The sequence below is a fragment of the Opitutus sp. genome (assembly GCA_024998815.1).
Taxonomy (GTDB): Bacteria; Verrucomicrobiota; Verrucomicrobiia; order Opitutales; family Opitutaceae; genus Rariglobus.
In genome coordinates this window covers 859033-882971 of sequence record JACEUQ010000002.1, presented here as the reverse complement: position 1 = coordinate 882971, position 23939 = coordinate 859033, and the positions used below count along the sequence as shown (strand labels likewise).

The window sequence follows — 23939 nt, the reverse complement described above, 5'->3', positions numbered from 1 at the left end:
GATGAGCGAGTCCAATCCACACAACGTGAGCACGCGCAGCTGGAGAGATATTCCCCAGCAGGTGAAACCGCGCACGATGGGGAGGGAGGGCAAGAAGCGTTTGGTTCTGGGTGTCGGCAACATCGTGGGTATCTTGCTGCTGGTCGCCGCATCGGCTTGGGGTGTTTACGAGCTCGTTCACTTGTGGGACACCAATCCTGCGCGTATCACCTCGCCCACCAAGGGCGTTCCGGTACGTGATTTCACAGTGCGCACCGACGGTGTGCTGGATAAAACCTGGGTTCAGCGGACGTTGGATTTGTCCAAGTCGGCCAGCCTGATGGAGCTCGATTTGATCAAGCTCAAGGGGCGGCTGGAGGAGAGTGGACAGGTGAGTAAAGCCGTCATCGAGCGCCGCTTCCCCGACATCCTAGTGGTGACCCTGCAGGAGCGCACCCCGGTGGCGCGTATCATGGCGCGGATTGGCGACGCCAGCCCCGTGGTTTTTGTCGTCTCACGAGACGGAGCGGTGTATTCAGGTTTCGGTTATAATGTGGAAATGACTGATGCGTTACCCTTCATCGACGGGGTGAAGCTGGTTCGCGAGGGTGCGGGCTTTACGCGTATTGAGGGAATGGATGTGGTGGCCGACTTGCTTGGCACCGCGCAGGTTTCGGCCCCCGTGTTGTACCGTTCATTCAAGGTCGTTTCACTGGCGCGGTTCGGGCTCGATCGCACGCTCATGATCAAGTCGGCCGAGGTCGAGGCCATTACGTTTGGCTCATCGCAGGACAGCTTTTACAAGCAGTTGGCTCGCCTTGATTATATCATCGCAGAGACGCGCCGGCAGAACGCACCGGGGCAGCTCAAATCAGTTAACCTTTCCATCGGCGACAAGCAGGTGCCGATTTCCTTTGAACCCCCCACGCCCGTGAATGAACCGAAGCGGGGCTCGGGTCTTAACTTTTTTAGAAACGCTGCGCCCACCAGCACTCCCTCTTTTTTCGCTCCTTCCCGTAATTCTTCTCCTTCGAAACGTGAGTTCTAGAACCAAATTCATCGGTGCCGTGGAAATCGGCACATCCAAAGTCAGCGTTCTTATCGGTGAGCTTACCCAAGGCTCCCTGCACATCATTGGTGTCGGTGAATGTCAGTCGCGTGGGGTGATCAAGGGCGCGGTGGTGGATTTCCGCGCGGCCAGCGAGGCCACCCACACTGCACTGATGGCTGCTGAGCAAAAGGCCGGCACGCGCATCGACGAGGTATATCTCGCTCAGACCGGCGGCCACCTCGAGGGCTTTTACAACGAAGCCTCGGTGAACGTCTCCTCCGCGGACAATCTCGTAAGCGCCCCCGACATCGATACGGTTTGCCGTCTGGCGAAGGCGAAAAAACTACCCGATGGCCGTTTGGTTGTTCACCACCTGCGCCGTCCGTTCCGCTTGGATGGTCGCAATGTCCCCGACCCCGAGCACTTGGTTGGCCAGCGTCTTGAGGCGGGTTATTGGACCGTGCACGGCGTTGAGAGCATGATCGCCGCCCAGCTCCATGTCATTCGCGGCTTCAACGTCCGCGTCGCCGAGTTGATTCTCTCCAGCTTGGCATCGGGGGCCATGCTCGCAACGGCCGAGGAAAAGCAGAACGGCGTATTGGTGATCGATGTCGGTGCAGGCACCACGGATTTTGTGCTCTACCGCGACGGCTGCGCCCAGATCACCGGTGTGGTTCCGGTTGCCGGCAGTCATTTGACCAACGATCTGAGCCTCGGGCTGCGTGTCACCGATGGCCAAGCCGAAAAGCTTAAACTGCGTTTTGGCCGGGGCACGGTGACCAACAAGGATCGCACCGAGAAGGTCTGGCTCAATGGCGATTTCGCCATCGGCGATCGCCAGTTTTCTCGGCACTCAATCGAGCAGATCACGGCGGCTCGCACGACCGAACTTTTTGAGGTGGTGCGCAAGAAACTCGGGCCGGCCTTTTCCCCAGAGAAGACTGCCGCAGGGATCATCCTCACCGGTGGTACGGCCAACTTACCCGGGCTGGATGAGGCGGCGGCGCGCGTCTTTGGTGTTCAAGTCCGGTTGGGCGAGGCGCCGAGTTGGGTGACCGAAAATCTTCGCGATCCATCCTTCACCAGCGTGTTGGGACTTTTGCACTACGGAATCGGTTCTCGCACCGAATTGTCCGCTCCTCGCCGTCGTTCCCGGACTCCGGGTTGGGTGCAAAAACTGTTCGCTTCCGCTTAAACCTTCGCTGTGGACCAAGCCATGACTCCTTCCGAACTTCCCCTTGCTCACGGTATCCTCACCGATCGTACGATTGCGATTAAAGTGATTGGTGTTGGTGGTGCTGGATCCAATGCCGTGGACCGCCTCAAGATGGAGAATCTCGACCGGCTCCAGATGGCGGTGATCAACACCGACCATCAGGCGTTATCCAACTCCCCGGTGCAGGATAAGATTTTTATCGGTTCGACGGTGACCCGCGGTTTGGGGGCCGGTGGCGACCCTGATCTTGGCCATGATGCGGCAGAGGCAGACCGCGAAAAGATCACGGCGGTCGTTAAGGGTTGTGACGTGGTTTTTCTGGTCGCTGGAATGGGCGGTGGCACGGGGAGCGGTGCGGCTCCAACGGTTGCCGAAATTGCCGCCGAGTCCGGTGCGCTGGTCATCGCCTTTGTGACCTTGCCCTTCACTTTCGAGGGCGGCCGTCGCGCCAAGCAGGCCGAAGAAGGTTTAGCCGCTCTTCGCAAGGTGTGTGATGCCGTTATCCCGCTGCCCAATGACATCCTTCTTCAGCAGGCTGTGGATGGTGAAACCGCACTGGACTCCTTTGCGCGCGCCGATGAGTGGATCGGGCGCGGCGTTAAATCGATTTGGTCGATGCTCTTCCTCACCGGGCTGATCAACCTGGATTTTGCCACCCTCCGCCAGGCCTTCCACACACGGGGCGGGAAAACTCTTTTTGGCCTCGGTGCCGGCACAGGCGAGAACGCGGTTTCCCAAGCAATTGAGGCCGTGAAGTCGTGTCCCTTGCGCGCCACCCCTGAGTTTGCCCGCAAGGCAGACCGGCTTCTCGTTAACATCGTGGGTGGAACCGATCTCACATTGCCCAAGGTGAACGAGATTATGACTGCGGTGACCGAGGAGTTCGGTCGTGACGCCCATGTCATCATGGGCGCCGTTATCGATGAAGACATGCAGGGGAAGCTTGAGATTGTTGTGTTGGGAACGAGTGATATCGGTGGCCGTTCTGGCGGGGTGCGCCGCACCACTTCCGTGGCCCGTGCCCCGCGTGTCAGCAGTCCTGCTGCGCCCCGGCCGACCAATGAGCTCGCGCTGGAAACGGATCCCACGGTCGATACGGCTGCCCCGTCGCCAACGACAGTCGCGCCCGTTCCTGTTGGCGAAGTTGTCAAAGGTCCGGCGGCAGTTCCACCGGCGTCGGTCGCTCAATCGGTTTTCACGTTTAGCGAGGTCGAAAGCCGTGGGCACTTTGACAAAACGGATCGTAATCTCTTCGAGGGCCAGGACCTCGATGTACCGACGTATTTACGCAAGGGCATCCGCCTAGGATCGTGAGACGGCGACGCGCGCCGGGGCAGGGCCGAGCCACAATTCCGTCCCACTAACGTCATTGATTATCAATGGTGCGTGTTACGATGGCTCAGTTTTTTGGCACGCGTATCAGTCAGGGCGAGGTAACGCATCAGGTTATTCAGCCTGCCCTCGGTCTTCTATGTCGTGATGAATCGGGCGGCAGCCCAAGATCGCTTTTCGCAGTGCGGTAAGCCGCTTCGGTCTGACGAGCTTGCTTTGGCAAAGTAGCGTGTCGCACTCACAGGTTGTTGAGTTCTTCGCCGATGAGCCCCTGCATGGACAATACACGCTATGGCACGGACCGCTTACGGGGAGGGCTTGGACGTCATGAACTGCACTGAAACCAATCCAAAAAAAGGAGCAGCCGTGTGCGAGAATAACACTCGAACGGTTTGATGGAGGGAAAGGATGGCAGGACACCGTTTTCGCTGATCCCTAATCTGCTGCCCTAGCTGGGTGCCTGGATTACTCGTATTGAACTACTTATGTAGAGCCTGTCCCAAATTTCCGGATTTTTAAAAAGTGCGCAGAGGTCCATTGGGATTGCGGGCGAACGAGGTGGCACGAATCACCCCAGCGACGTTAAACGGCGGCCCGAATCGATTTTTCCCGCCCCCAAGCGCGGTAGTAAGGTACGGCAAAGCCGGGGCGAGCCCCAGGGTTATTCACATTTTTGCCGGAAAATTGAATTAAGCGGCCAGCGGAAGTGTTATTTCCTCGGCAAGGATTCGTGACACCAGCCAGAGGTTGTGACCGAGTACACTCCAACCCACCGAACGGTAGCGGTTGGCAAACCCTTTACAGCGCAAGCGTCCGCCGAGGCGTTGTTTGAGGATCGCAATGCGCGCTTCGGTCGCCGAACGGCGCCGCTGCAATTGGGCGAAGCGTTTTTCGCTCAAACGCTCCTTGAGCGCGTGCGGATCACGCGGGCATACCGCATCGTAAACGTCTTGTTGCTTGAGCATTGCGGAAGTTTTTTTGGTGGCGAAGCCGCGGTCGGTGCCGACCGCGCTAATCGGCGCACTCAGGTCAAAGCGGTTCTGCCGCGCCAGGCTTTCCTCGAGTTGGCACCATTCTGCCGGAGCCGCGCCCTGGTAGAGTTGCCAGTCGGTGATTAAACCGGAGAGCGCCTCGCTCAACAGCAACGAGTTGCCAAACTCGACTTGGCTCCCTGCTTTGCCGCGAACCAGTACGTTCACATCAAGTTCATGCACGCTGAGGATCTTTTGGTCGTTGGGCACCGGGCGTCCGCCGATGATGCGCTCGTGGGCCTGCTTGATGACGGCGGGCAGTTGGCCGAGCATAGCGTCGATGCGGGTGGTTATCCGCTTGGTTTGGCGTTGGCTGTAATGGGTTTGGCTATACTTCTGCGCCAACAGGTCGCGGTGGCGGCGGGCATGTTCTCCGATCGTGCGTAACAGCGTCTTCATCTTGCGCAGGATCTGTTTACGCGCGCGCTTGGCGTCGTTGCGGCGGCCTGCGTGGGTCATTGACATGCACAACTTGTTCATCTGCTTGGCAAAGCACTCCGGCTCTTCAGGCATACGGTGGAGCAGTCCAGCGCGGCGGATTAAAATCATGGCCTTGAGCAAAGTCTTGGACACATCACGCAACAGCACCCAGTCCACCGGGAAGTGGATGTTGGTCTCCAAGCACGTGCCGTCGATGAGGCAAACATCCATGTCCAGCGGCGCGCTCAACCCGAGTTCAGTGGCGCGATCCTTCTCGCCGCACATCTCCACCAACACTTGCCCCATCCAGCGCACCTGTTCGGCGGTGAAAAACTTCGAGGCCCGCTCCAGCACACTTTTGGACGCCCCCTTGATTCCCTCAAGCGTGCGAACACCGCAAAAATCCGCCAGTAAATCACTTGAGGCAATGCTACGGGAAAGCTCGCGAAAGGATATGTTGCCCAAATGCACCCGCAACACTTCAAAGCGTAACGCTTTGAGCGCAAACTCCATACGCTGGCGTAGTTGTGCGACACTGGCTTGGCCTGCCCCCGCCTTGGCAAAGTCCATCGCCATCGTCTCCAAGTGGCTGCCACGCAACAACGCGTCGAGTCCTTCCAATTGCTGGCGAAACTCGGCGTAATCTTTATTGGCACCGACTGGCGTTAGCGCCGGACGCAACCAGCGTTGCAGGGCAATGGCCGAGGTGGCGGATACGGGTTTTGACTTCATGGCCGATTATAGCGGCTTTTTTTTGACCAAAACCAGGGAATTACCCCTCTTTAGGCATCATTAAACTTATGCTAATAGTTCACTGCTAGGTTTTTATGCTTTCGGGACAGGCTCTAGCTACATAAAAATTGACGGCTACATACTCCGCACAAGGGGTGACATTGCCCCACAACTGTTTGATTCAGAGGCATTTGATATGGCAATCGAGATTGAGTGTGAGCGGCGAGCGGGAAAGCGTCTATTTCTGGCGGTTAGGAATGCACTTCTTCTTCGGTGGATCTTCTTCCCCTTAAAAAGAGTAATACTCTTCTTCCGTGGGTGGGTTTTCTTCCCTGTCCGGCTGGGGATATGAGGGGTGCGAATGGGTGGAGATTGAACCGGCGGGACGCTTGGCGGATGCACAGCGATGCATCCAACCGGTTCACGCAAGTGTTTGCACTGTGCCGATTTCTTTCTGCCCGACGCGCATAACCGCGAGCGTCAGCGCTACTGCGGGAAGCCGGGATGCCGACGGGCGAGCCGGGCGGCCAGTCAGGCCAAATGGTTGGCGAAGCCGGAGAACCTCGACCACTGGAAAGGCCCAGAAAATGTCCAACGGGTGCAGGAGTGGCGGAAGGCCAATCCGGGGTACTCACGGCGGAGGGGGCCGCGACGGCGGGTGGCGTTACAAGACATCCCAACTACGCAATCCGTTGTGCACCAGCCTAAAGCCGAGCCGGTCGCCGAGGTGGCGTTACCGAATCCCTGCGCGGCGTTACAAGACAGATGGGAGTCGCAAAACCCTGTGCTCGTGGGGCTTATCGCGCAGTTCGCCGGAGTGACGTTACAAGAGGACCTCGAACCCATGCTGCGACACCTGCAATCCCGGGGGCGGGTGATCCTGGGCATCGACGTCCAGCCGCCCGATTATGCAAAAACAACCGATCGATCGCGAACAACTCCGGCGCACGCCGGCCCAGTTTAGCTGGCTGGACCACCGGCTGGTGCGGGGCAATTACCTGGGGCGGGCCAGTGCCCCCGCCTGGGGACTTTATCTGGTCCTGGTAACCGTGGGTGACGCCGACGGGCTGAGTTACTACGCCACGCGCACCCTGGCCCGGCTGCTCACGCTCAGCGAGGACGGCCTGGTCGAGGCGCGTCGGCAGTTAATCGAGGCCGGGGTGATCGCCTACGCCGCGCCACTTTACCAGGTGCTCTCCTTGGACCGGGGCAGGCCAACGCACACGCTGGCGGCAACGCCGCCGCCGAGCCGGGAGGTGGGCGCGTGATCGATTACGAACTGTATTGCCGGATAAAACAGGCGGAGGCGGCCGGTCACAGTGCGCCGCAAATCGCCCGCTCGCTCCAGTTGCACGTGCAGACGGTGAGGCGCTGGCAGGCGCAGGAAAAGTACGTGCGCAGCCAGGCCGCGCAGGTGCCTAGGCCAAGCAAGCTCGACGTGCACAAGCCGGCGATCGCGCGCTGGCTGGAGGCCCATCCGTTCACCGCCATGCAGCTCTGGCAAAAGGTGCGCGAGCGGGGGTACACGGGCGGGTATTCAATTTTGAAAGACTACGTGCGGCGGGTGCGGCCGAGGAACCTGGAGGCGTTTCTTACCCTCAAGTTTGCCCCCGGCCAGACCGCGCAGGTGGACTGGGGCAGTTTTGGCGCGGTGGAGGTGGACGGCACCCGGCGGGCTTTAAGTTTTTTCGTCATGGTTTTGGGGTACAGCCGGTTCCTGCATGTGGAATTTACCCTCGGGCAGGGCCAGGAGTGGTGGCTGGGCTGTCACCGGCGCGCCTTTGAAAAACTCGGCGGGGTGCCGCGCGAGGTGATGGTGGACAACTGCAAGACGGCCGTCCTCTCGCATGTGCCCGGGACCGACCCGGTGTACAACGCCCAGTACCTGGACTTTGCCCGGCACTACGGGTTTACGATAAAAGCGTGCGGGCCGGGGCATCCGCAGTCCAAGGGCATGGTGGAAAACGCGGTGGGTTACGTGAAAAAAGCTTCCTTGGCGGGCGGCAGATGAACGGGTTTACCGAGCTGGGGCCGGCCGCCAGCTTGTGGCTGGAAACGGTGGCCAACGTGCGCGTGCACGCTGAAACCCAGGGCCGGCCGGTGGACCGGCTGCCCGAGGAGCGCGCTGCGCTCCTGCCGCTTAACCCGGTGGCCAGTCCGGCGGTGCGCACCTTAAGCGTGCGGGCGTCGCGGCGGTGCCGGGTGAGTATCGAAACGAACCGCTACTCGGTGCCCACGAAGTTTGCCGGGGCGCTACTCACCGCGCAGATCGAGGGGGCGCAGGTGAGGTTTTTTGCGGAACGCACCCTGGTGGCCGAGCACGCCCGCAGTTTTGCCCGCCGCGCCGATGTGGAAAACCCCGAGCATGTGCGCGAACTCGAGGAGCGCAAACGGCAGGGGGCGCGGCAGCGCCTGCGGCTACGGTTTTTGGAACTGAGCCCGGCGGCGCCCGCCTACCAACGCGGGCTGGAGGAGCGCCGGCTCAACGCGGGCCATCACGTGGCGACTATCGTGGGTTTGGTGGCCCTGTATGGAACGGAGGCAGTCGGCCGGGCGATCGAAAGCGCCCATGAACTCGGCGCCTACTCCAGCGATTACATCCTCAACTTGCTCGAACAACGCGCGCGGGCCTTGCCGCAAGCCGGGCCGATCCACCTCACCCGCGCCGACGCGTTGGCCGCGTTGGAACTCGAACTGTGTCCCCCGGATTTAAGCCCCTATACCCAATGAAAACAGAACCCGAAAAACCCGATTTATTAAAAGACCAGCTCAAGTATCTGAAACTCGGTTACCTGTTGCGTCACCACGGCGAACTGACCGCCGAGGCGGCCAAGGCGCGCTGTTCGCACGCCGAATTTTTACGCCGACTGGTGCAGGCCGAGACCCAGGACCGCCAGATCCGGGCGCTGGAGCGGCGTATCCAGGCGGCGCGCTTCCCGGTCAAGAAAACCGTCGACCAGTTCCAGTGGGACTGGCCCAAGGAGTTGAACGAAGCGCAGGTGCGGCACCTCTTCGAACTGGGCTTTGTCAAGGAGCGCACCAACGCGGTGTTTTGCGGTGGTGTGGGGCTCGGTAAAACACACCTCGCGAGCGCGTTGGGCTACGCGGCCTGCCAGGCGGGTTACACGGTGCTGTTTACGACGGCGGTGGACGCGATCAACGCCCTGGTCACCGCCCAGTCCCTGCACCGGTTGCAAGCCGAGTTGAAGCGTTACATGACCCCTGCGGTGCTCGTCCTCGATGAAGTCGGCTACCTGCCGCTCGACAAGGCGGGGGCCGACCTGCTCTTCCAGATCGTCAGCCAACGCTACGAACGCGGCTCGCTGATCGTCACCACCAACAAGGCCTACAAGCACTGGGCGGGGATTTTTAATAACGACGCTGGCATCACTGCGGCGATCCTGGACCGCCTGCTGCACCGCGCTCAGACCGTCGTCATCGAGGGCAAATCCTACCGCATGAAAGACCGCCTGACCGACGAACCCGCAAGCTGACCGGGCCCTGAAGGCCGGCCCCTGGCGGGGCCGGTCATCGGCTTTTACGACAGGTGATTTTGTAACCGCCAGAAATAGACGGTGTTCGCGCCGCCGCTCACAGCACATCGGGATAATAATCTAAAGTGGTGGCAACGAGGTAGGCGACGGGTCCTTTTTGGATCAGTCCGAGCGGATGCAGGATTGAGTCATTGTACTCGGTTCTATCTGGGCTGTCGTAGCGTACGGCAAGTTGAAGCCCCTTGAGCAGTCCTTCGTGCACGCCCTTGCGAACACCTTCTGAAACCGTAGGAGGCAAAAACGGGAGCGAGGGCGGGAGGTAACGGACGTTGTCAGCCCACTGCGCGAAGCGGTTTTTGGACTGGTTGGCTTCGAGCACGCGTTGCGCCTGCTCAAACTTAGGTTTTAATGTCTCAGCGAGTGTGGCCGGTAATAGCTGGTGGACAATATCCTTCGCCAAGGTAGCGGCGACCGCATCGGCAATTTCCAATCCGGGCAAACCCACCCCCTTAGAATTTAACCATTTCCACCGGTAGGGTTTCGACTGCACATCGACTTGTATCGGCCAACCACCCCCACGAGGATTGGCAAGATAACACAAGTCACGCTCGACGGTGCGTTTGGTGACCTCAATCCCCTGGGAGCTCAATAAATCCTTCAGTTCATTTATGGTGAGACCAACGCCGTACGTGGGGATTTTTCTGAGCAGGTGCCACTGGCGGGTGAGGGCTAGGCGATCTGAGGATTTAGGCATGGTTGGTGAGGGCGGATTGAGCCGCATGATAGCGACAGTTGCGACAAGATAGGTCGCGGCATCGCACATCGTAGAGTACGGGCCAAGTGGGCGGGCCTTCAGTACTCGAAAGTTGAAGTGAGGTAACCCAAAGGTGGCCCTCAGATTACTGACCAGAATAGAAGTACCACACTTCGTCCGCCCAAATTATTTGTCAGCGATTTGCCAGCAAGGGTGTTTCTGGCTTCACTTAGGCGCAGTTAGGATTAGTTTCCTTCCTGTCTCAAAACACTAAATACCAACATAAAGCACACTAAACGAAGGCTTTTCGCTATTTACTTGGGAGTGGTTCGAATCCCCGTGGGGACGCCAGTTTTTTAAAGCCCGTAAATCGAAGGATTTACGGGCTATTTTTCTGGCGAGGCGAAACGGTTAACAGAACTGGCAATAGCTTGATCGTTCGCTTGGGGCCTTAAGTTAACCGGATTACCGCATGGCAGCGTGAGGTGATGCGCCTTGAATTGCTGGATGCCACTTATTGGACCGATGACAGGGCCATCGGGAAGATCACTTTTTCGAGTGAGAACCAACAAACTATCCTGCATGTCTTGTCCCGGCTAAAGGCCGCGCTCTGGCCTGAGGGTCCCGCTTAGATTAAAAGGTAAACTACCAGCTCGATACCTCTGCCGGCCTGCATTCGGGCCGCGTCTAAGATTCAGTTTGAAGCGGCGTGTGCATGCACATCCCAAGTTCAATTGCCGTTCGTCCGGTTATACAACCGCTCGTTGTGATCCGGGGGCGCGCTTCGCCGGATTCAGGCAACGTGTCGTCGCATGAAAACAACCGTTCTCACCGCCGCCCTGGCGCCCTTGTTCACCGTCAGCCTGCTCACGACCTCCCGCGCCGCCGACGCGCAGCCGGATCCGTTTAAACTCAACCTGCCCGGCTTTTCCGCGCGCGCCGGTGCCACAACCACGGGCAAATCCGACCTAAAGGCAGGCGGTAGCGTAAGCTCCACCGCCTACGACTTGGGCGTGTCGCAGACGATTCCGTTCGGCGAAAAGGTCTCGTTCGATGTCGGCTTGAGCTACGGCGAAATTTCGCTCGATCAGTCCACGCCCAACGCCCGCACGCCACTCCCTAAGGAGCTGCGCAGCGTTTCCCTAGATTTGGGGTACTCGCAGGAGATCAACGACACCTGGTCGCTCGCCGCCGGCATCAGCCCCGGCGTGCACTCCGCGGGTAGCGGTTTTTCCAGCAAGGGCTTCGGCGTGAATGGCTACGCGCTCGCTACCTATAACTACTCCCCGCATCTCTCGTTTTCCGGCGGCCTGAGCGTCAACTCTCTCGGCAAGGACCTGATCGGGCCGGCCTTCGGAGTGACCTGGACGATCAACGACCAATGGAGCGCCTCCGTCGGCTACCCCACGACCGCAATCACCTACACGTTGTCTAAAACTTGGCAGTTCTCCATGCTAGCCGATGGCACGGGCGGCAGCTACTACGTCGAAAGGGATCCTCTGCCGGGTGCGGCCGGACGGCCTTCGCTCAAGGGCTCCACGCTCGATTACAGCGAATTTCGCCTCGGTCTCTCGGTGAACTATCAAGTCTCGACATCGGTCGGCGTGACGCTCGCCTCCGGCGTGGTCGTCGATCAGCAATTCGAATATCATGATCCTCACTACAAGGTGAAGTCCGACGCCGGAGCCGGCTACGCCTCGATTGCCGTCAACGTCGCGTTCTGAGCTTTTCGCCAATGATTTCGCTCGCTCGCACCACCCTACGCCGCGACTGGCGCCGCTTCGTCCCGGCGGTGTTTGCCGTGGGCTTCGCCGGCCTACTGGTCATCATGCAGCTGGCGCTGATGCTCGGTATTTTCCGCACGGTATCGGTGACGATCGACCAGTCCACCGCCGACCTGTGGGTAGGCTATCCCGATACACCGAGTGTGGATCTGGCACGACCCATGACGGCCAAGAACGAGGTATTCCTGCGCGGGCATGCGGACGTGACCGCCGTCGAATCCTTCCAGTGGCGCGCGGGCTCAGTGCGCCGGGCTGACGGCTCGGCGGCCAACGGCGTGATCATCGGCCTGAGCACGCGGGCAGACGCCATGATGCTGGCGCGAGTTCTCACCACCGAACAGCGCCGCCTGCTCGACGAACCCGATACCGTGCTCATCGACGCCAGCAACGCCGACAACCTCGGCGCCCGCCTCGGCGGCTGGTTGGAGATCAACGGTCGCCGCGCCAAGGTCGTCGGCCTCACCCAGGGCCTCGGCGCCATCGGCGGACCCAACATCGTGAGCTCGCTCGACACCGCACGCGTGCTCGATCCGTCGGGCAGCGACGAAGAGGTCTCCTATTATCTCGTGCGACTCCGCGATCCCGCCCGGTCCGATCAAGTGCGAGTCGAGCTCTCGCCCACCGGCCCGACGCGGCATTACCAGGTCTGGACGGCCCAAGAGCTGTCGGTTCGTTCGCAGCTGTATTGGCTGTTGGAGACGGGCATGGGCCTCGGGTTCATTTTTTCGGGTATGCTCGGGCTGATCATCGGCGTGGTCATCACCAGCCAGACGCTCAAGGCCGTGATCAACTCCTCCCTGCGCGAATATGCCACGCTGCGCGCGCTCGGCGTATCACTGCGTTCGCTTCGGCTCGTCGTGGTGGAACAGGCCGGCTGGGTCGGCCTGGCTGGCGCAGCCACCACCTTGGCGGTGGGCGCAACCCTCGTCGAACTAGGACGCGCCGGCCATGTTCTCATCGTTGCACCGTGGTGGGCCCATGTCGGCACCCTGGTGTTCGTGATCGTGATAGCCTTGGTCTCCGGCCTCCTCGCCTTGGGCACCCTCACCCGCGCAGAGCCAGCCTCTCTCCTTCGTTAATTTACACCATGTCATCTATCACCATCGAATCCGAGGGTATCACCAAGAGTTACGGTCCGGCTAACAACCGCATCCAAGTGCTCAAAGACCTTTCGCTGTCCGTGCACCCGGGAGAACTCACGCTCTGCGTCGGTCCCTCCGGCTCCGGCAAGAGCACACTCGTCTCCGCTCTGAGCGGCCTCCTCAGCCCCGACACCGGCCGCGTGCGGCTGCTCGGCGAAGACCTCTGGGCCATGGACGACCACGAGCGCGACGAGTTCCGCCTGCGTAACTGCGGCTTCGTGTTTCAAGGCTTCAATCTCTTCGCCGCCCTCACCGCCCTGGAAAACGTGCTGCTGCCGCTCTCGTTCATGGGCATCCCCGCCGCCGAAGCCCGCGAACGGGCCCACGTCGCGCTCGAAGAAGTCGGGCTTGCCGCTCGCGGGCACCTGCTCCCGGCCGCGCTCTCCGGTGGCGAAAAACAACGCACCGCCATCGCCCGCGCCGTCGCCAAAAACCCGCGATTAATCTTCGCCGACGAGCCGACCAGCGCCCTCGACAAAGAAAATGGCCAGCGCGTCGTGGACATCCTGCACCGCTTCGCCCGCACCCACGGCGCCACGATCCTCGGCGTCACCCACGACCCGCGCCTGCTCAGTCACGCCGACCGCGTGATCCATCTTGAAGACGGCCTGATCCTGCGCGACACGCGCAACACCCAAACCTCTCTCGCTCACTCATGAAACACTCCGCTTTCCCTCGCCTCCTCACCGCTCTCATCTCCGGCCTCGTGCTCATCGGCGCGACCGCGTTCCTCTCCGGTTGCTCCGACAACGCCCACGCGCAGGCAACCGCCGCCCCCGTCTCGCAGACCGCCTACGCACGCGGCCGCGTGGACATCGAAGGCGGCTTGATCCGCCTAGCCAGCAGCAACGACGGGCTCATCCAGTCGGTCCACGTCGAGGAAGGCGACCGCGTGCAGGCCGGCCAGGTTCTCGCCGTGATCGATGATCGCCAGGCCCGCCTCGCGCTCGCCATCAGCGCCGCCTCTCTCGCCGAGGCCAAGGCCGCCGCGCAAACCCTACACGTGCGCCTCGCCGCCGCCACTCGCGAAGCCGAGCGCATCCAACCACTCGCCGACGCCCAAGCCACTCCGCGCCGCGAAGCCGATCAAGCCCGCGACCTCGTCGAACAGTTGCAAGCCGAGCTCGCCTCCGCGCAAGCCGCCGTCGTCACGGCCGAGGCTCGCTTGAAGGCCGATGAATACCAAGTCGATCAGCGCTCCATCCGCGCTCCGCTCGCCGGTCGCATCGTCAAGCGCACCGTCCGGCCCGGCGACGGCGTGAGCACGCTCAACGTCACCCCGCTATTCGTCTTCGCCCCGGACATGTCGCGCATCGTGCGCGCCGATCTCGACGAACGCTTCGTCGATCGCGTCAAGGTCGGCCAGACCGCCGAAGTGGTCATCGACAACGACGGCACACGCACCCTATCCGCACGCATCCTCCGCGTCGGCGACGTCTTCGGAGTAAAGACTCCGACCGGCGAACCCGGCGAACGCCTGGACCTGCGTGTCGTCGAATGCGTCTTGTCCATCGACGACCAAACCGTGCGCCTCGGCCAACGTGTGCTCGTGAAAATCATCCCATGAAACGCCTGCTCCTCACCCTTACCCTCGCGCTTTGCCTTCCGCTGGCTGCACACGCCGAACCGGCGCCGGCTGAATGGCGCCTGCTGGACGATCCGCAGCTCGACGGGCTCATCGCCGAGGCCCTCGCCGCCAATCCCGACGTGCGCACCGCCGCCGCGCGCCTCACGCTCGCCGAAGCCGAGTTCGACTCCACGCGCGCCGCTCGCCGCCCCGAACTGAGCCTTAACGCCGGCGGCGAACGCCGCTCCTACTCACGCCAAGAGCGCCGCGATGATCCTTCACTCAAAAGCCCGGCGAGCACTCTCACCCTGGGAGCGGCTGCGAGCTACGAGGTCGATCTCTGGGGCCGCCTCGCGAAGGCCGCCGAAGCAGGTCGCGCCGAGACACTCGCCTCCGCCGCCGACCTCGACGCGGCCCGCCTAAGCATCGCCGCCGAGGTGGCGACCGCGTGGTTTTCGCTCCGGGGTGAACTCGTCAAGACCGACCTGCTCGCTCGCCGCCAAGCCGCCGCACGCCAGCAACTCGCCTTGCTCCAACAACGCCAAATCGCCGGCCTGATCGGGGCCGACGAAATCGCGGCACACCGTTCCACCCTCGCCCAGCTCGACGCCGAGCAAGCCGAACACACCCGCCTCATCGCTGCTTGGCGGCATCGCCTCGCCGCCTTGCTCGGTCAATCAACCGCCACCGAACCGCTAAAGGTGGAAACCACCACTTGGCCGGAATTGTCCGCATCCGCCTCGCTCACCACCGAGCTGATCGGGCAACGCCCCGATGTGCGGGCGGCCTACGCCCGGGTCGCCGCCCACCAAGCTCGCGTCGGCTCGGCCAAGGCCGCCCGCCTGCCATCGCTGAACCTCACGGCCAACGGGCTCTTTTCGAGCAACTCGTTGCGCGATCTCTTGAACAGCGGCTCGCTCGCCGGCTGGCTTGCCGGCCAGATCAATCTGCCGCTGTTCGACGGCGGTCGCCGCAAAGCCCGCGTGCGCACCGCCGAGGCCGAACTCTCCGTGGGCATGGCCGATTACACCGCGACGACCGTGCGCGCGTTTCAGGAAACCGCCGACGCATTGACCTCAGTGGAAACCGCGCACGACCGGCTGATCGCCGCGCAGGCCGATGTCGCCGCCCGCCGCCAGCGCCTCTCGTTGGCCCAGGCACGGCTCGATGCTGGCGTTTCCGACCGAATCGCGCTGCTCGATGCAGCGATCGCACAGATCGAAGCCGAGCGCGACGTCGCGCGAGCCCGACTCAACCAGACCCTCGCTGGCATCGGCCTCGGGCGAGCACTCGCCACCGGCTTCGGCCTAGACAACTCATCACCCGTAATCGCCCAAAATGAAATCGCCGCCATCGGTCATGGCCGACCCTCCGTGGACGCCCGCTAAATGGCGCTGGCGGACCAAGCCCAGGCTCGTGCAATCTAACGGCCAAGCTCGTCCCCTCATGGCATCCGTCATTCATCTGCCGTCCACGACCGTCACGCACCCGCTGCGACACCGTTGGCTAGGCACCCGTGCTTATTGGCTGTGTCAGTTCGCCGGCTGGGGCGGGTTGCTGGTGATTTGTTTAACACCGATGCCGTTTAGCGCCGGCGGCACGCTGGCCGAGGTCGTTTTTTACGCATTTCAAAGCGCGACAGGACTGGCGCTGTCGCATCTCCTGCGCGTTGCCATCCTCGGGCAACTCAGGGAAACGCGCTCATGGGTGAGCCTGACCCTGCGTCTGGTTCCCTGGGTGCTGGCCGCCGCGATCGCGCACATCGGACTCTTGTTGAGGCTGACGATGGACCTCGTGCAGCCGGATGCGCTGGGCTTCGACTCGTCGGCCGAATCCGAATCCTTTACCGCTGCCTACCTGAATAACCTCACGTTATCGCTGTCGTTCTTCGTCATCTGGACCGGCTTTTATCTCGGCCTGCGCTATTACCGCCAATACCAGCTCGCTCTCATCGAGCGCCTGCAACTGGCGGCAGCGGTCAAGGACGCCGACCTGCGCGCGCTGAAGGCCCAGCTCAACCCCCACTTCCTCTTCAACAGCCTCAACACCCTGCGCGCCCTCATTCCGCCCGAGCTGGAGCGGCCGCGCGAAGCCGTCACCCAGCTCTCCGAATTGCTGCGAGCCTCCCTCACGCTGGGCCAGGACGAGACCGTGCCGCTCTCCTGCGAACTCGCCTCAGTGGACAACTACCTCGCGCTCGAACGCCTGCGGTTCGAAGACCGCCTGCGCTTGCGCCGCGCCATCCAACCGGCCGCGCTCAACCGCCACGTGCCCCCCTTCCTCGTGCAGACGCTGGTGGAAAACGCCCTCAAATACGGTCTCGCACCCCGCGAGCAAGGCGCCGACATCACCCTCGAAGCCTTTCTGCGCGGCGACACGCTGCGTATCCGTGTGACCAATCCCGGCACGCTCGCCCCGCTCGTCGCAGGCACCGGCCTCGGCCTCAAAAACAGCCGCGCACGGCTCGCGTTGCTCTTCGGGCCGGACGCGTCTCTCAACCTTCGCCAAGCTGGTGACGATATCGTCGAAGCCGAGGCGATCCTGCCGCCGCCGCTGCCACGTGCCCTAGCACCATGAAAGCCCTGCTCATCGACGACGAACGCCTCGCCCGCGCCGAATTGCGCACCCTGCTCGCAGCATTTCCCGACATCGAAATCGCGGGCGAAGCCGCCAACGCCACCGAGGCGCTCAAGCTCATCCCCAAGCTCGCGCCCGACCTGCTCTTCCTTGACATCGAGATGCCCGGCCGCACCGGCTTCGACCTGCTCGACGCCCTGCCCGGACCGCATCCGCACATCGTCTTTGTGACTGCCTATAACGAATTCGCCCTGCGCGCCTTCGAGGTCAACGCACTCGCCTACCTCATGAAACCGGTCAACCCCGCGCGTCTCTCCGCCGCGCTTGAGCGAGTGCGCACCCGCGTCGCCGCCACGCCCGCGCCGACGGACACGGAGACCGAACCGCCCGGTGCTCCGCTGCGCGAAGATGACCAAGTATTCGTGCGCGACGGCGACCGCTGCTGGTTCATCCCCGTGCGCGAAATCAGCCTGCTCGAAGCTGAGGGTAACCACACGCGTCTCCATTTCCGCGACCAGCGCGCCTTGCTCTACCGCACGCTCGGTTCGATGGAAGAGCGCCTGCCCGCCTCGCTCTTCGTGCGCGCCAATCGAGGGCAACTCATCAACCGCACCTTCGTGGACAAGATCGAACCCTGGTTCAGCGGCGGGCTGAAAGCCTCTCTTCGCGGCGGCAGCGAGGTGGAGTTCTCGCGGCGACAGGCACAGGTTTTCCGCGAACGGCTCGGTCTTTGAGGGCACCTTTATGAGGCTCCATCGAACTAAGCCACAGTCGTGGCAGCCCTCAACGCCACCGAAACCCAAGTCGGTTCCGCCCTCAAATCCCTGCGGCTAGTGGCGACCGTCGAACTCGATCAGCGCACGCACCCGGACTCCCTCCGCTCCGGCCCAAGCCCTTTGGAATCGCAAAAAAAACGCGCCGGCATGCCGAGGTGTTCGGCTTACCGGCGCGGTTTTGACGGATTCCCGCTCAGTAGATTTTAACGTACGCGTTGCGGCGCAGGCGTTCGAGCCAGCGGGCTTCGGATTCACGTGAAATTTGATTACCCAGGATGCGTTCGATCTGCTCGCGCACTTCGGCTAGGGGCTGCAAGCCGGCGAATTTACGATCTTCCACGTACAGAAGGTAAACCGCCTCGGGGGCGAGAATCGGGTCGGTAGCCTGCCCTTTGGTTAACTCAAAGAGGGGTTTGCTGAACTCGGCCTTGAGGTCGGCGCGGGGCTGCCAACCCCAGTCGCCGCCTTTGGTGCGTTTGGCGTCCTGGCTGAGTTCGCGGGCCAGGTCCTCGAACTTCTCGCCGGCCTTGAAGCGGTCGACGATTTTTTGCGCGCGGGCCAGCAGGGATTCGTCGGTTTCACCGGCCTGGCGGGTCAGTGAGAGTAGGCGCATGTGAACCTGATCTTCCTGCTGAAAGCGGTCCTTGTTTTCGCTGTAAAAGGATTCGACGCGGGCCGGGCTGACCACGTTGCTGCTCTTGCGCTGCTGGCTGCGCATGTAGTCGTAGATCATGTCGTCTTCGACCTTCTTGCGGTAATCGCGGTAGGTCATGCCGGAGTTGCGCAGGTAGGCGAGGAACTTGGTGCGGTCGCTCTCGAAACGGCGGATCTGCTCCTCGGCGATGGCGTTGTTAATGTAACTGGCAGGGACCTTGCGCTTATCGTCCTTCTTGAAGTCCTTCACGATGAGGATGCGGTCGATCATCTCTTGGATGATTTCGTCCTGAAGGGATTCTAGCTTTTCGTTGAATTCCTTCTCGTTGCGAGCGGAGCGCTGCAGGGCCGGCACGCGCGGGCCGATTTCGCGGCGCAGGTCGTCGACGGTGATCACCTTGTCCTCGGCCACCGCGACAACGCCGTTGGCGAAGCGTTGGGAGAGGTTGTCGGAATGTACTGGAGCCAGTTGTGGGTCAAGTGGTTGTGCCAATACGGCAAGTGGGGCTAGAACGGTAAGGGCAGTGAGAGTACAGAGCCGACGGAACATCATGGAATGGGCGGATTGGGCAAACACGGAGGGAATACTGGAGTTAACCTAGGAGCCTGTCGGACTTGGAAAAATAAACGCATTAAATATTTGTATTATATTGACTACCAATTAAAAGCGTAACTAAGTAGTTCCATGGCAACCAAGTTCGTTATAATTGATCGGCGCACTCCGTTACTGCTGCCGCCCGACCTGCGGGATTGGGTGAAGCCGGATCACTTGGTGCATTTTATCATCGATGCGGTTGACTTGATCGACGTCAGTTCGGTGTCCGTAAATCAGCGTGGGAGCGGCAGTGCGCAATACCCGCCGTCGATGCTCCTGAGTTTACTGACTTACAGTTACGCGACGGGAGTTTTTTCCAGCCGCCAAATTGAGCGCACGACCTATGAAAACGTGGCAGTGCGCCTGCTCTGTGCCGACACGCACCCCGACCACGATACGATTTGCACGTTCCGCCGGGAGAACCGGGAATTGGTGCAAAAAGCTTTTGCTCAATTACTTCAGATGTCTGCGGCGTGCGGAGTGTTAAAGATCGGCAACGTCACGGTGGCCGTCGATGGCACCAAAATACTTGCCAACGCCAGCAAGCACTCGGCGGTGAGTTATGCCCATGCGGTTAAGACGATGGAAGTCCTTGATCTGGAAATCGCTGAACTGTTGCGCAAAGCCGACGCTGCGGACGCGATCCCGCTGCAAGACGGGTTGACGATCCCCGCAGAGATCCAGCGGCGCGAGGAGCGCAAGGCGACGTTGGCCAAGGCCAAGGCGGAAATCGAGGCCCGGGCGCATCTGCGGTTTCAGGCGGAACAAGCTGAGTATGAAGCTAAAATGGCAAAACGCTCCGCGTCCGAAGCCGACACGGGTAAAAAACCGCGTGGCCCAGTTCCCGTTCAGCCCGACCCCACTCCGGGCACGAAAGACCAGGTCAACCTGACCGATGAAGTCAGCCGGATTATGAAAACGGGCAACGGCTTCCAGCAGTGTTATAATGCACAAGCCGGGGCCGACACCGACTCGCGCCTGATCGTCGGTGCGCGGGTCTGTAATGCGCCCAATGATAAACAGCAGCTTGAGCCAAACCTGGCGGCCATCGCGCAACATATTGAGGTGGCGAACGTACTGATTGACAGTGGTTTTGTGAGTGAAGCGGCGGTGACAAAGGCCGAGTCCGCACCGGACGCAACCACAACGGGCGTAACTGTATATGCAGCGATGAAACGGGAGCCGCATGGCCGCACGATCGCCCAACTCGAACAGCACGAAGACCCGCCGCAACCGGGCCCCGAGGCGAGCTTCGCCGAACGCATGATCCACCGCACCGCTACGGCCGCCGGACGAGCGTTATATAAACTACGGCAAGAAACCATTGAACCGATTTTTGGTATTATAAAAGAGGCGCTCGGCTTCCGACGTTTTTTAATGCGCGGACTGGAAAAAGTATCCCTCGAATGGGAGCTGGTGTGCCTGGCCTACAACTTTAAGCGTCTTCATCGCCTCAACGCCAAACTGCGGCCGGCCTAACCTCGCCAACGCAGGAAAACCAACCCTCAAACACCAAAAAAATCCGGACGCGCCATTGATTAACCGCCCTAATCCAACGGGCCACAGCCCGAAGGAGTATTTTAGGCCCCAAAATCTATCCGCCACACTCAAAGTTGGCGCGCGGGCCGGGGACTTGGCCCGAACCCGCTTTTTTCAGTCCGACGGGCTGCTAGTGCTTACTTGCAATAATAAGTGATATTGTATCCGCTTTGTAGATGGGACGAAAAGCCGTGCGAATCACTTGTAGCGAGGGGGATCAGCAATCCCTAGAAAAACGGGCAACCAGCCGGATTGAGTCGAGGCAGCGAGTTGAGCGCGCCCGGATGATCCTTGGGTGCGTGAGTGGCGAGCAGGTGCAAGAGGTGGCGCGCCGCTGCAACACCAGGCCGAACACCGTAATAAAGTGGAGGGATCGCTTTGTGCTGCTTGGCATGAAGGGGCTGGATGATGCGGCACGGCCGGGCGCGAAGCGCACCTACGGTGAGGACTTTCGAGATCGGGTGCTGGCTTTATTGGAAGGGCCACCCCCTCCGGGGCAGGCGCGCTGGGATGGTCCAGCGGTGGCCCGTGTGCTCGGCGGCTCGGTGCACGCGGTCTGGCGAGTGCTGCGCAAGGAGGGCATTTGCCTGCAGCGCCAGCGCTCGTGGTGCGTGAGCACTGACAAGCAGTTCGCAGCCAAGGCAGCCGATATCGTCGGGCTCTACCTGAGCCCACCGGAAAAGGCATTGGTGATAAGTGTGGATGAAAAGCCTGGCATCCAAGCCCTAGAGCGCGCCACCGGTTACGTGGAGACCGACAATGGTAAAATCGTCCAGGGACTCAAAAGCACCTACAAGCGCCACGGTACACTCAACTTGTTCGCTGCCCTTGATGTGGCCACGGGCTTGATCAAGACGCAGAAAACCACCCTTAAGCGCCGGGAGGAGTTCCTGCTGTTCATGGACCAAGTGGTGGCGGATCACCCGCCCGAGAGAGAACTCCACGTGATTTTGGATAATTATTGCACCCACAAAAAGTGCGACGCTTGGCTCGCTCGGCACCCCAATGTCCACTTCCACTTTACCCCAACCTCGGCGAGTTGGCTCAATCAAGTTGAAATCTGGTTCGGCATACTAACAAGGAAGGCGCTACGGGGCGCGAACTTCAGAAGCGTCGCCGAACTTAGTCAGGCCATTGACGCTTTCGTCGCCGCCTACCTGCCCAATGCCAAGCCGTTCAAGTGGCGCAAGCGCGAGGTCAAGGGAAGCCAACTCAGAAATACTATCATTAATCTACGCAATTAAGCACTAGGAAGGATCCGCCAGAAGCATTCGTTGCGGCTGATCCGCGGGATCCTGACGCGTGGCGGGAACGTTTCGCCATGCATCCGGTGACGCGGACTCACATGAACCGTGGCCATGCAGAGGCGGTCCATGTTGGGGATGTTGAGGATCCGGTCTCCCGGTCACGCATGCTTAGAAATGCACAGCTCAAGACCCTGCGGTTGCTTTACTTCATGCAGCAGGTGCTTGGTAAGACGGATTGGAGCGTGGCAGACGATGAGGGCTTCGACACGCCACATCACCGGGCAGAAGTGGACTCGTGGATTTTCGACGATCCCGAGATCGCTCCTTTCCGAGAGATTCTCTACCATTTCCCTCCGCAACCCTATGTCCGCGAGAGCAGGCGAATCATCGGCTTGCACACGCTGACCGCAAAGGAAATCGAGCGTCGGCCGGGGGCTCCCGTGCGCTTCGAGGATGTCGTTGCCATCGGCGATTACATGGTGGATCTGCACCAGCAAGTGACTCCTTCGGTTCTTGAAGCGGACCTGGATTCGCAAAACGATGCCCCTGCATTTAATGGCGATCGAGGCTATGGTCCCTTCGCCATACCTTTCCGTTGTTTCATTCCCGAGCAAGTGGATGGCCTGCTGGCGGCGGAAAAGAACATCTCGCAGTCCCGCCTGGCCAACGGAGCGACCCGTGTCCAACCCTGCGCCATGCTCACCGGGCAGGCAGCCGGTGCCATCGCCGCCCTGGGTATCCGCCATGGCGTGCCGCCACGCATCCTTGCGCCGGTGCTTGTGCAGTGGGAGCTGCTTTCCTCGGGTTGCCCCCTCACCATCGCCCCGCTGCGGGATCTGGCGACTGATAGTCCAGAGTGGAAATCCGCGCAGCTTGCCGCAGCGTGCGGTTTTATGGAACTGGACAACGGCTGGTTTCACCCCTGTGCTCGTCTCGACACCGCCGCCCTGAGTCAGAGCGCCGAGAGGCTTTCGGTAGCACCTCCTGAAAGCGACGGCGCGATCACCCGCCAGTCTCTGGCGACCGTTCTGGGTCTGGCGGCAAAGCATTCACAGGTCACTTTGGACTATCGTTTGGCTGATGGTTTCGGGGACGAGCCTGTCACCCGTTCGGAGACCGCTCAAGTTCTCGCCGACCTCTTGGTTGCACGCGGGCTCGCGCTCGTGACCGGAGAAGGGCAAGTCGTCCGTTGGATCGAGCCGCGCCCGGTCACTCCCCCCCTCTGTTTACAAGACCTGAGTAGTGCGCTGTTCCCTCCCAGCGAACGTTGGTGGATGGAATCTCACAGCGACTTCCGCCACTGGTTCGATCTTTTGCAAAGGAGCTGAAAACCAGGGCCATCCCTCGCCAAAAGCAACGCGTTTCCGAACTGCTCTTGTCGGGACTGTTTTTCCTCTTAGGTTTAACATTTCAGTTTAAAAAGAATTCGTTTTCGATGATGAGGCAGAGGGTGTGGTAAATCGGGAGATGGAATTCCTGAACCTCCAGCGTTCGCCTGGCTGGGACGCGGAGGCAGAGGTCGCAGAGCGGCGCGAGTTTCCCGCCGCCCTCACCGGTCAGTCCGAGCACCTTGAGCCCCTTCGCCCTCGCGACCTCGGCGGCGGCGCAGACATTCTCTGCGTTGCCGGAGGTCGAGAGACCCACGAAGAGGCTGCCGGGGCGGCCGAGAGCCATGACGAGCTGGGCGAATTCCAGGGTCGGGTCGATATCGTTGGCGACGGCGGTGCGGAGCGCCGGAAAGCCGGTGAGCGGGATGCAGGGCACGGCCTGCTGGAGCTTGTCGGCAAGCTCGGGGCGCAGACCCGCGCGCTGCTCCTGCGTGAGCGGGCGGCGCGACTCGAAGCCTTTCATGAGTTCGCCCGCCCAATGATCCGCATCGGCGGCGCTACCACCGTTGCCGGCGATGAGTGCGTTGCCACCGTTGCGGAAGCATTCGAGAAACAAGTCGGCGGCATTGCGGATATCAGCGGCAAGCGGGGCGAGTTCGGGGCGACGATTCAGCAACTCGGCAAGATGGTCACGGTGCGATGAATTGTTCGGCATGGCGAT

The 23939-nt window shown here is 61.1% G+C and carries 19 protein-coding genes and 1 pseudogene; 16 read left to right on the top strand and 4 right to left on the bottom strand.

From position 1 onward, the window contains the following. The first annotated feature begins 1 nt into the window (after nt 1). Genes H2170_11610 through ftsZ form a run of 3 tightly spaced genes read left to right on the top strand, consistent with a single transcriptional unit; the run spans nt 2 to nt 3560 of the window. Complete coding sequence (locus tag H2170_11610) at nt 2-1027, top strand: FtsQ-type POTRA domain-containing protein (protein MCS6300724.1); 1026 nt, start codon at nt 2-4, stop codon at nt 1025-1027. Further along, nucleotides 915-2225, top strand: a complete 1311-nt coding sequence (gene ftsA, locus H2170_11605; protein ID MCS6300723.1) for a cell division protein FtsA — start codon at nt 915-917, stop codon at nt 2223-2225. The genes H2170_11610 and ftsA overlap by 113 nt, the downstream gene beginning before the upstream one ends. Before the next feature lie 21 nt (nt 2226-2246). Further along, nucleotides 2247-3560: a cell division protein FtsZ gene (gene ftsZ / locus H2170_11600; protein MCS6300722.1), complete on the top strand. Its 1314-nt coding sequence runs from the start codon at nt 2247-2249 to the stop codon at nt 3558-3560. A gap of 707 nt (nt 3561-4267) precedes the next feature. Here ftsZ and H2170_11595 read toward each other — a convergent pair. Beyond that, a complete protein-coding gene (locus H2170_11595; GenBank protein ID MCS6300721.1) occupies nt 4268-5761 on the bottom strand; it encodes a hypothetical protein in 1494 nt (497 codons plus the stop codon). A gap of 908 nt (nt 5762-6669) precedes the next feature. Between H2170_11595 and H2170_11590 the strand changes: the two genes are divergently transcribed. The 3 genes and pseudogenes from H2170_11590 (at nt 6670) to H2170_11580 (ending at nt 9255) form a co-directional block, all read left to right on the top strand. Further along, nucleotides 6670-7029 (top strand): hypothetical protein, encoded by a 360-nt coding sequence (locus H2170_11590; GenBank protein ID MCS6300720.1) that lies wholly within the window; start codon nt 6670-6672, stop codon nt 7027-7029. Then, nucleotides 7026-8491, top strand: a pseudogene (locus H2170_11585) (IS21 family transposase). The gene H2170_11590 and the pseudogene H2170_11585 overlap by 4 nt, the downstream one beginning before the upstream one ends. Next, nucleotides 8488-9255, top strand: coding sequence for an ATP-binding protein (locus H2170_11580; protein MCS6300719.1), 768 nt, complete (start codon nt 8488-8490; stop codon nt 9253-9255). The pseudogene H2170_11585 and the gene H2170_11580 overlap by 4 nt, the downstream one beginning before the upstream one ends. Before the next feature lie 97 nt (nt 9256-9352). Here H2170_11580 and H2170_11575 read toward each other — a convergent pair whose 3' ends face one another. Next, complete coding sequence (locus H2170_11575) at nt 9353-10009, bottom strand: hypothetical protein (protein ID MCS6300718.1); 657 nt, start codon at nt 10007-10009, stop codon at nt 9353-9355. A gap of 812 nt (nt 10010-10821) precedes the next feature. On the opposite strand from H2170_11575, the gene H2170_11570 reads away from it, so the two are divergent. Genes H2170_11570 through H2170_11540 form a run of 7 tightly spaced genes read left to right on the top strand, consistent with a single transcriptional unit; the run spans nt 10822 to nt 17813 of the window. Beyond that, nucleotides 10822-11733, top strand: coding sequence for a hypothetical protein (locus tag H2170_11570; protein ID MCS6300717.1), 912 nt, complete (start codon nt 10822-10824; stop codon nt 11731-11733). Between the two features lie 11 nt (nt 11734-11744). Further along, the gene (locus H2170_11565; protein ID MCS6300716.1) at nt 11745-12872 is read left to right on the top strand and encodes a hypothetical protein; all 1128 of its coding nucleotides are present in this window, start codon (nt 11745-11747) and stop codon (nt 12870-12872) included. Between the two features lie 8 nt (nt 12873-12880). Beyond that, complete coding sequence (locus H2170_11560) at nt 12881-13594, top strand: ABC transporter ATP-binding protein (GenBank protein ID MCS6300715.1); 714 nt, start codon at nt 12881-12883, stop codon at nt 13592-13594. After that, nucleotides 13591-14502: an HlyD family efflux transporter periplasmic adaptor subunit gene (locus H2170_11555; protein MCS6300714.1), complete on the top strand. Its 912-nt coding sequence runs from the start codon at nt 13591-13593 to the stop codon at nt 14500-14502. Before H2170_11560 ends, H2170_11555 begins: the two co-directional genes overlap by 4 nt. Further along, entirely contained in the window at nt 14499-15890 is a 1392-nt protein-coding gene (locus H2170_11550; protein ID MCS6300713.1) for an efflux transporter outer membrane subunit, read from the top strand. Before H2170_11555 ends, H2170_11550 begins: the two co-directional genes overlap by 4 nt. A 58-nt stretch (nt 15891-15948) precedes the next feature. Beyond that, nucleotides 15949-17079 (top strand): histidine kinase, encoded by a 1131-nt coding sequence (locus H2170_11545; GenBank protein ID MCS6300712.1) that lies wholly within the window; start codon nt 15949-15951, stop codon nt 17077-17079. Then, nucleotides 17076-17813: a response regulator transcription factor gene (locus tag H2170_11540; protein ID MCS6300711.1), complete on the top strand. Its 738-nt coding sequence runs from the start codon at nt 17076-17078 to the stop codon at nt 17811-17813. The genes H2170_11545 and H2170_11540 overlap by 4 nt, the downstream gene beginning before the upstream one ends. 235 nt (nt 17814-18048) lie before the next feature. On the opposite strand, the gene H2170_11535 is transcribed toward H2170_11540, so the two are convergent. Next, nucleotides 18049-19062 (bottom strand): peptidyl-prolyl cis-trans isomerase, encoded by a 1014-nt coding sequence (locus H2170_11535; GenBank protein MCS6300710.1) that lies wholly within the window; start codon nt 19060-19062, stop codon nt 18049-18051. Between the two features lie 132 nt (nt 19063-19194). Here H2170_11535 and H2170_11530 point away from each other — a divergent pair, with 132 nt between their 5' ends. The 3 genes from H2170_11530 (at nt 19195) to H2170_11520 (ending at nt 23218) form a co-directional block, all read left to right on the top strand. Continuing rightward, nucleotides 19195-20583, top strand: coding sequence for a transposase (locus H2170_11530; protein MCS6300709.1), 1389 nt, complete (start codon nt 19195-19197; stop codon nt 20581-20583). A gap of 236 nt (nt 20584-20819) precedes the next feature. Continuing rightward, nucleotides 20820-21887: an IS630 family transposase gene (locus H2170_11525; GenBank protein MCS6300708.1), complete on the top strand. Its 1068-nt coding sequence runs from the start codon at nt 20820-20822 to the stop codon at nt 21885-21887. 77 nt (nt 21888-21964) lie between these two features. Further along, nucleotides 21965-23218: an FAD-dependent oxidoreductase gene (locus tag H2170_11520; GenBank protein MCS6300707.1), complete on the top strand. Its 1254-nt coding sequence runs from the start codon at nt 21965-21967 to the stop codon at nt 23216-23218. Nucleotides 23219-23300: 82 nt separating this feature from the next. On the opposite strand, the gene H2170_11515 is transcribed toward H2170_11520, so the two are convergent. Beyond that, nucleotides 23301-23933, bottom strand: a complete 633-nt coding sequence (locus H2170_11515; protein ID MCS6300706.1) for an SIS domain-containing protein — start codon at nt 23931-23933, stop codon at nt 23301-23303. Nucleotides 23934-23939 lie beyond the last annotated feature (6 nt).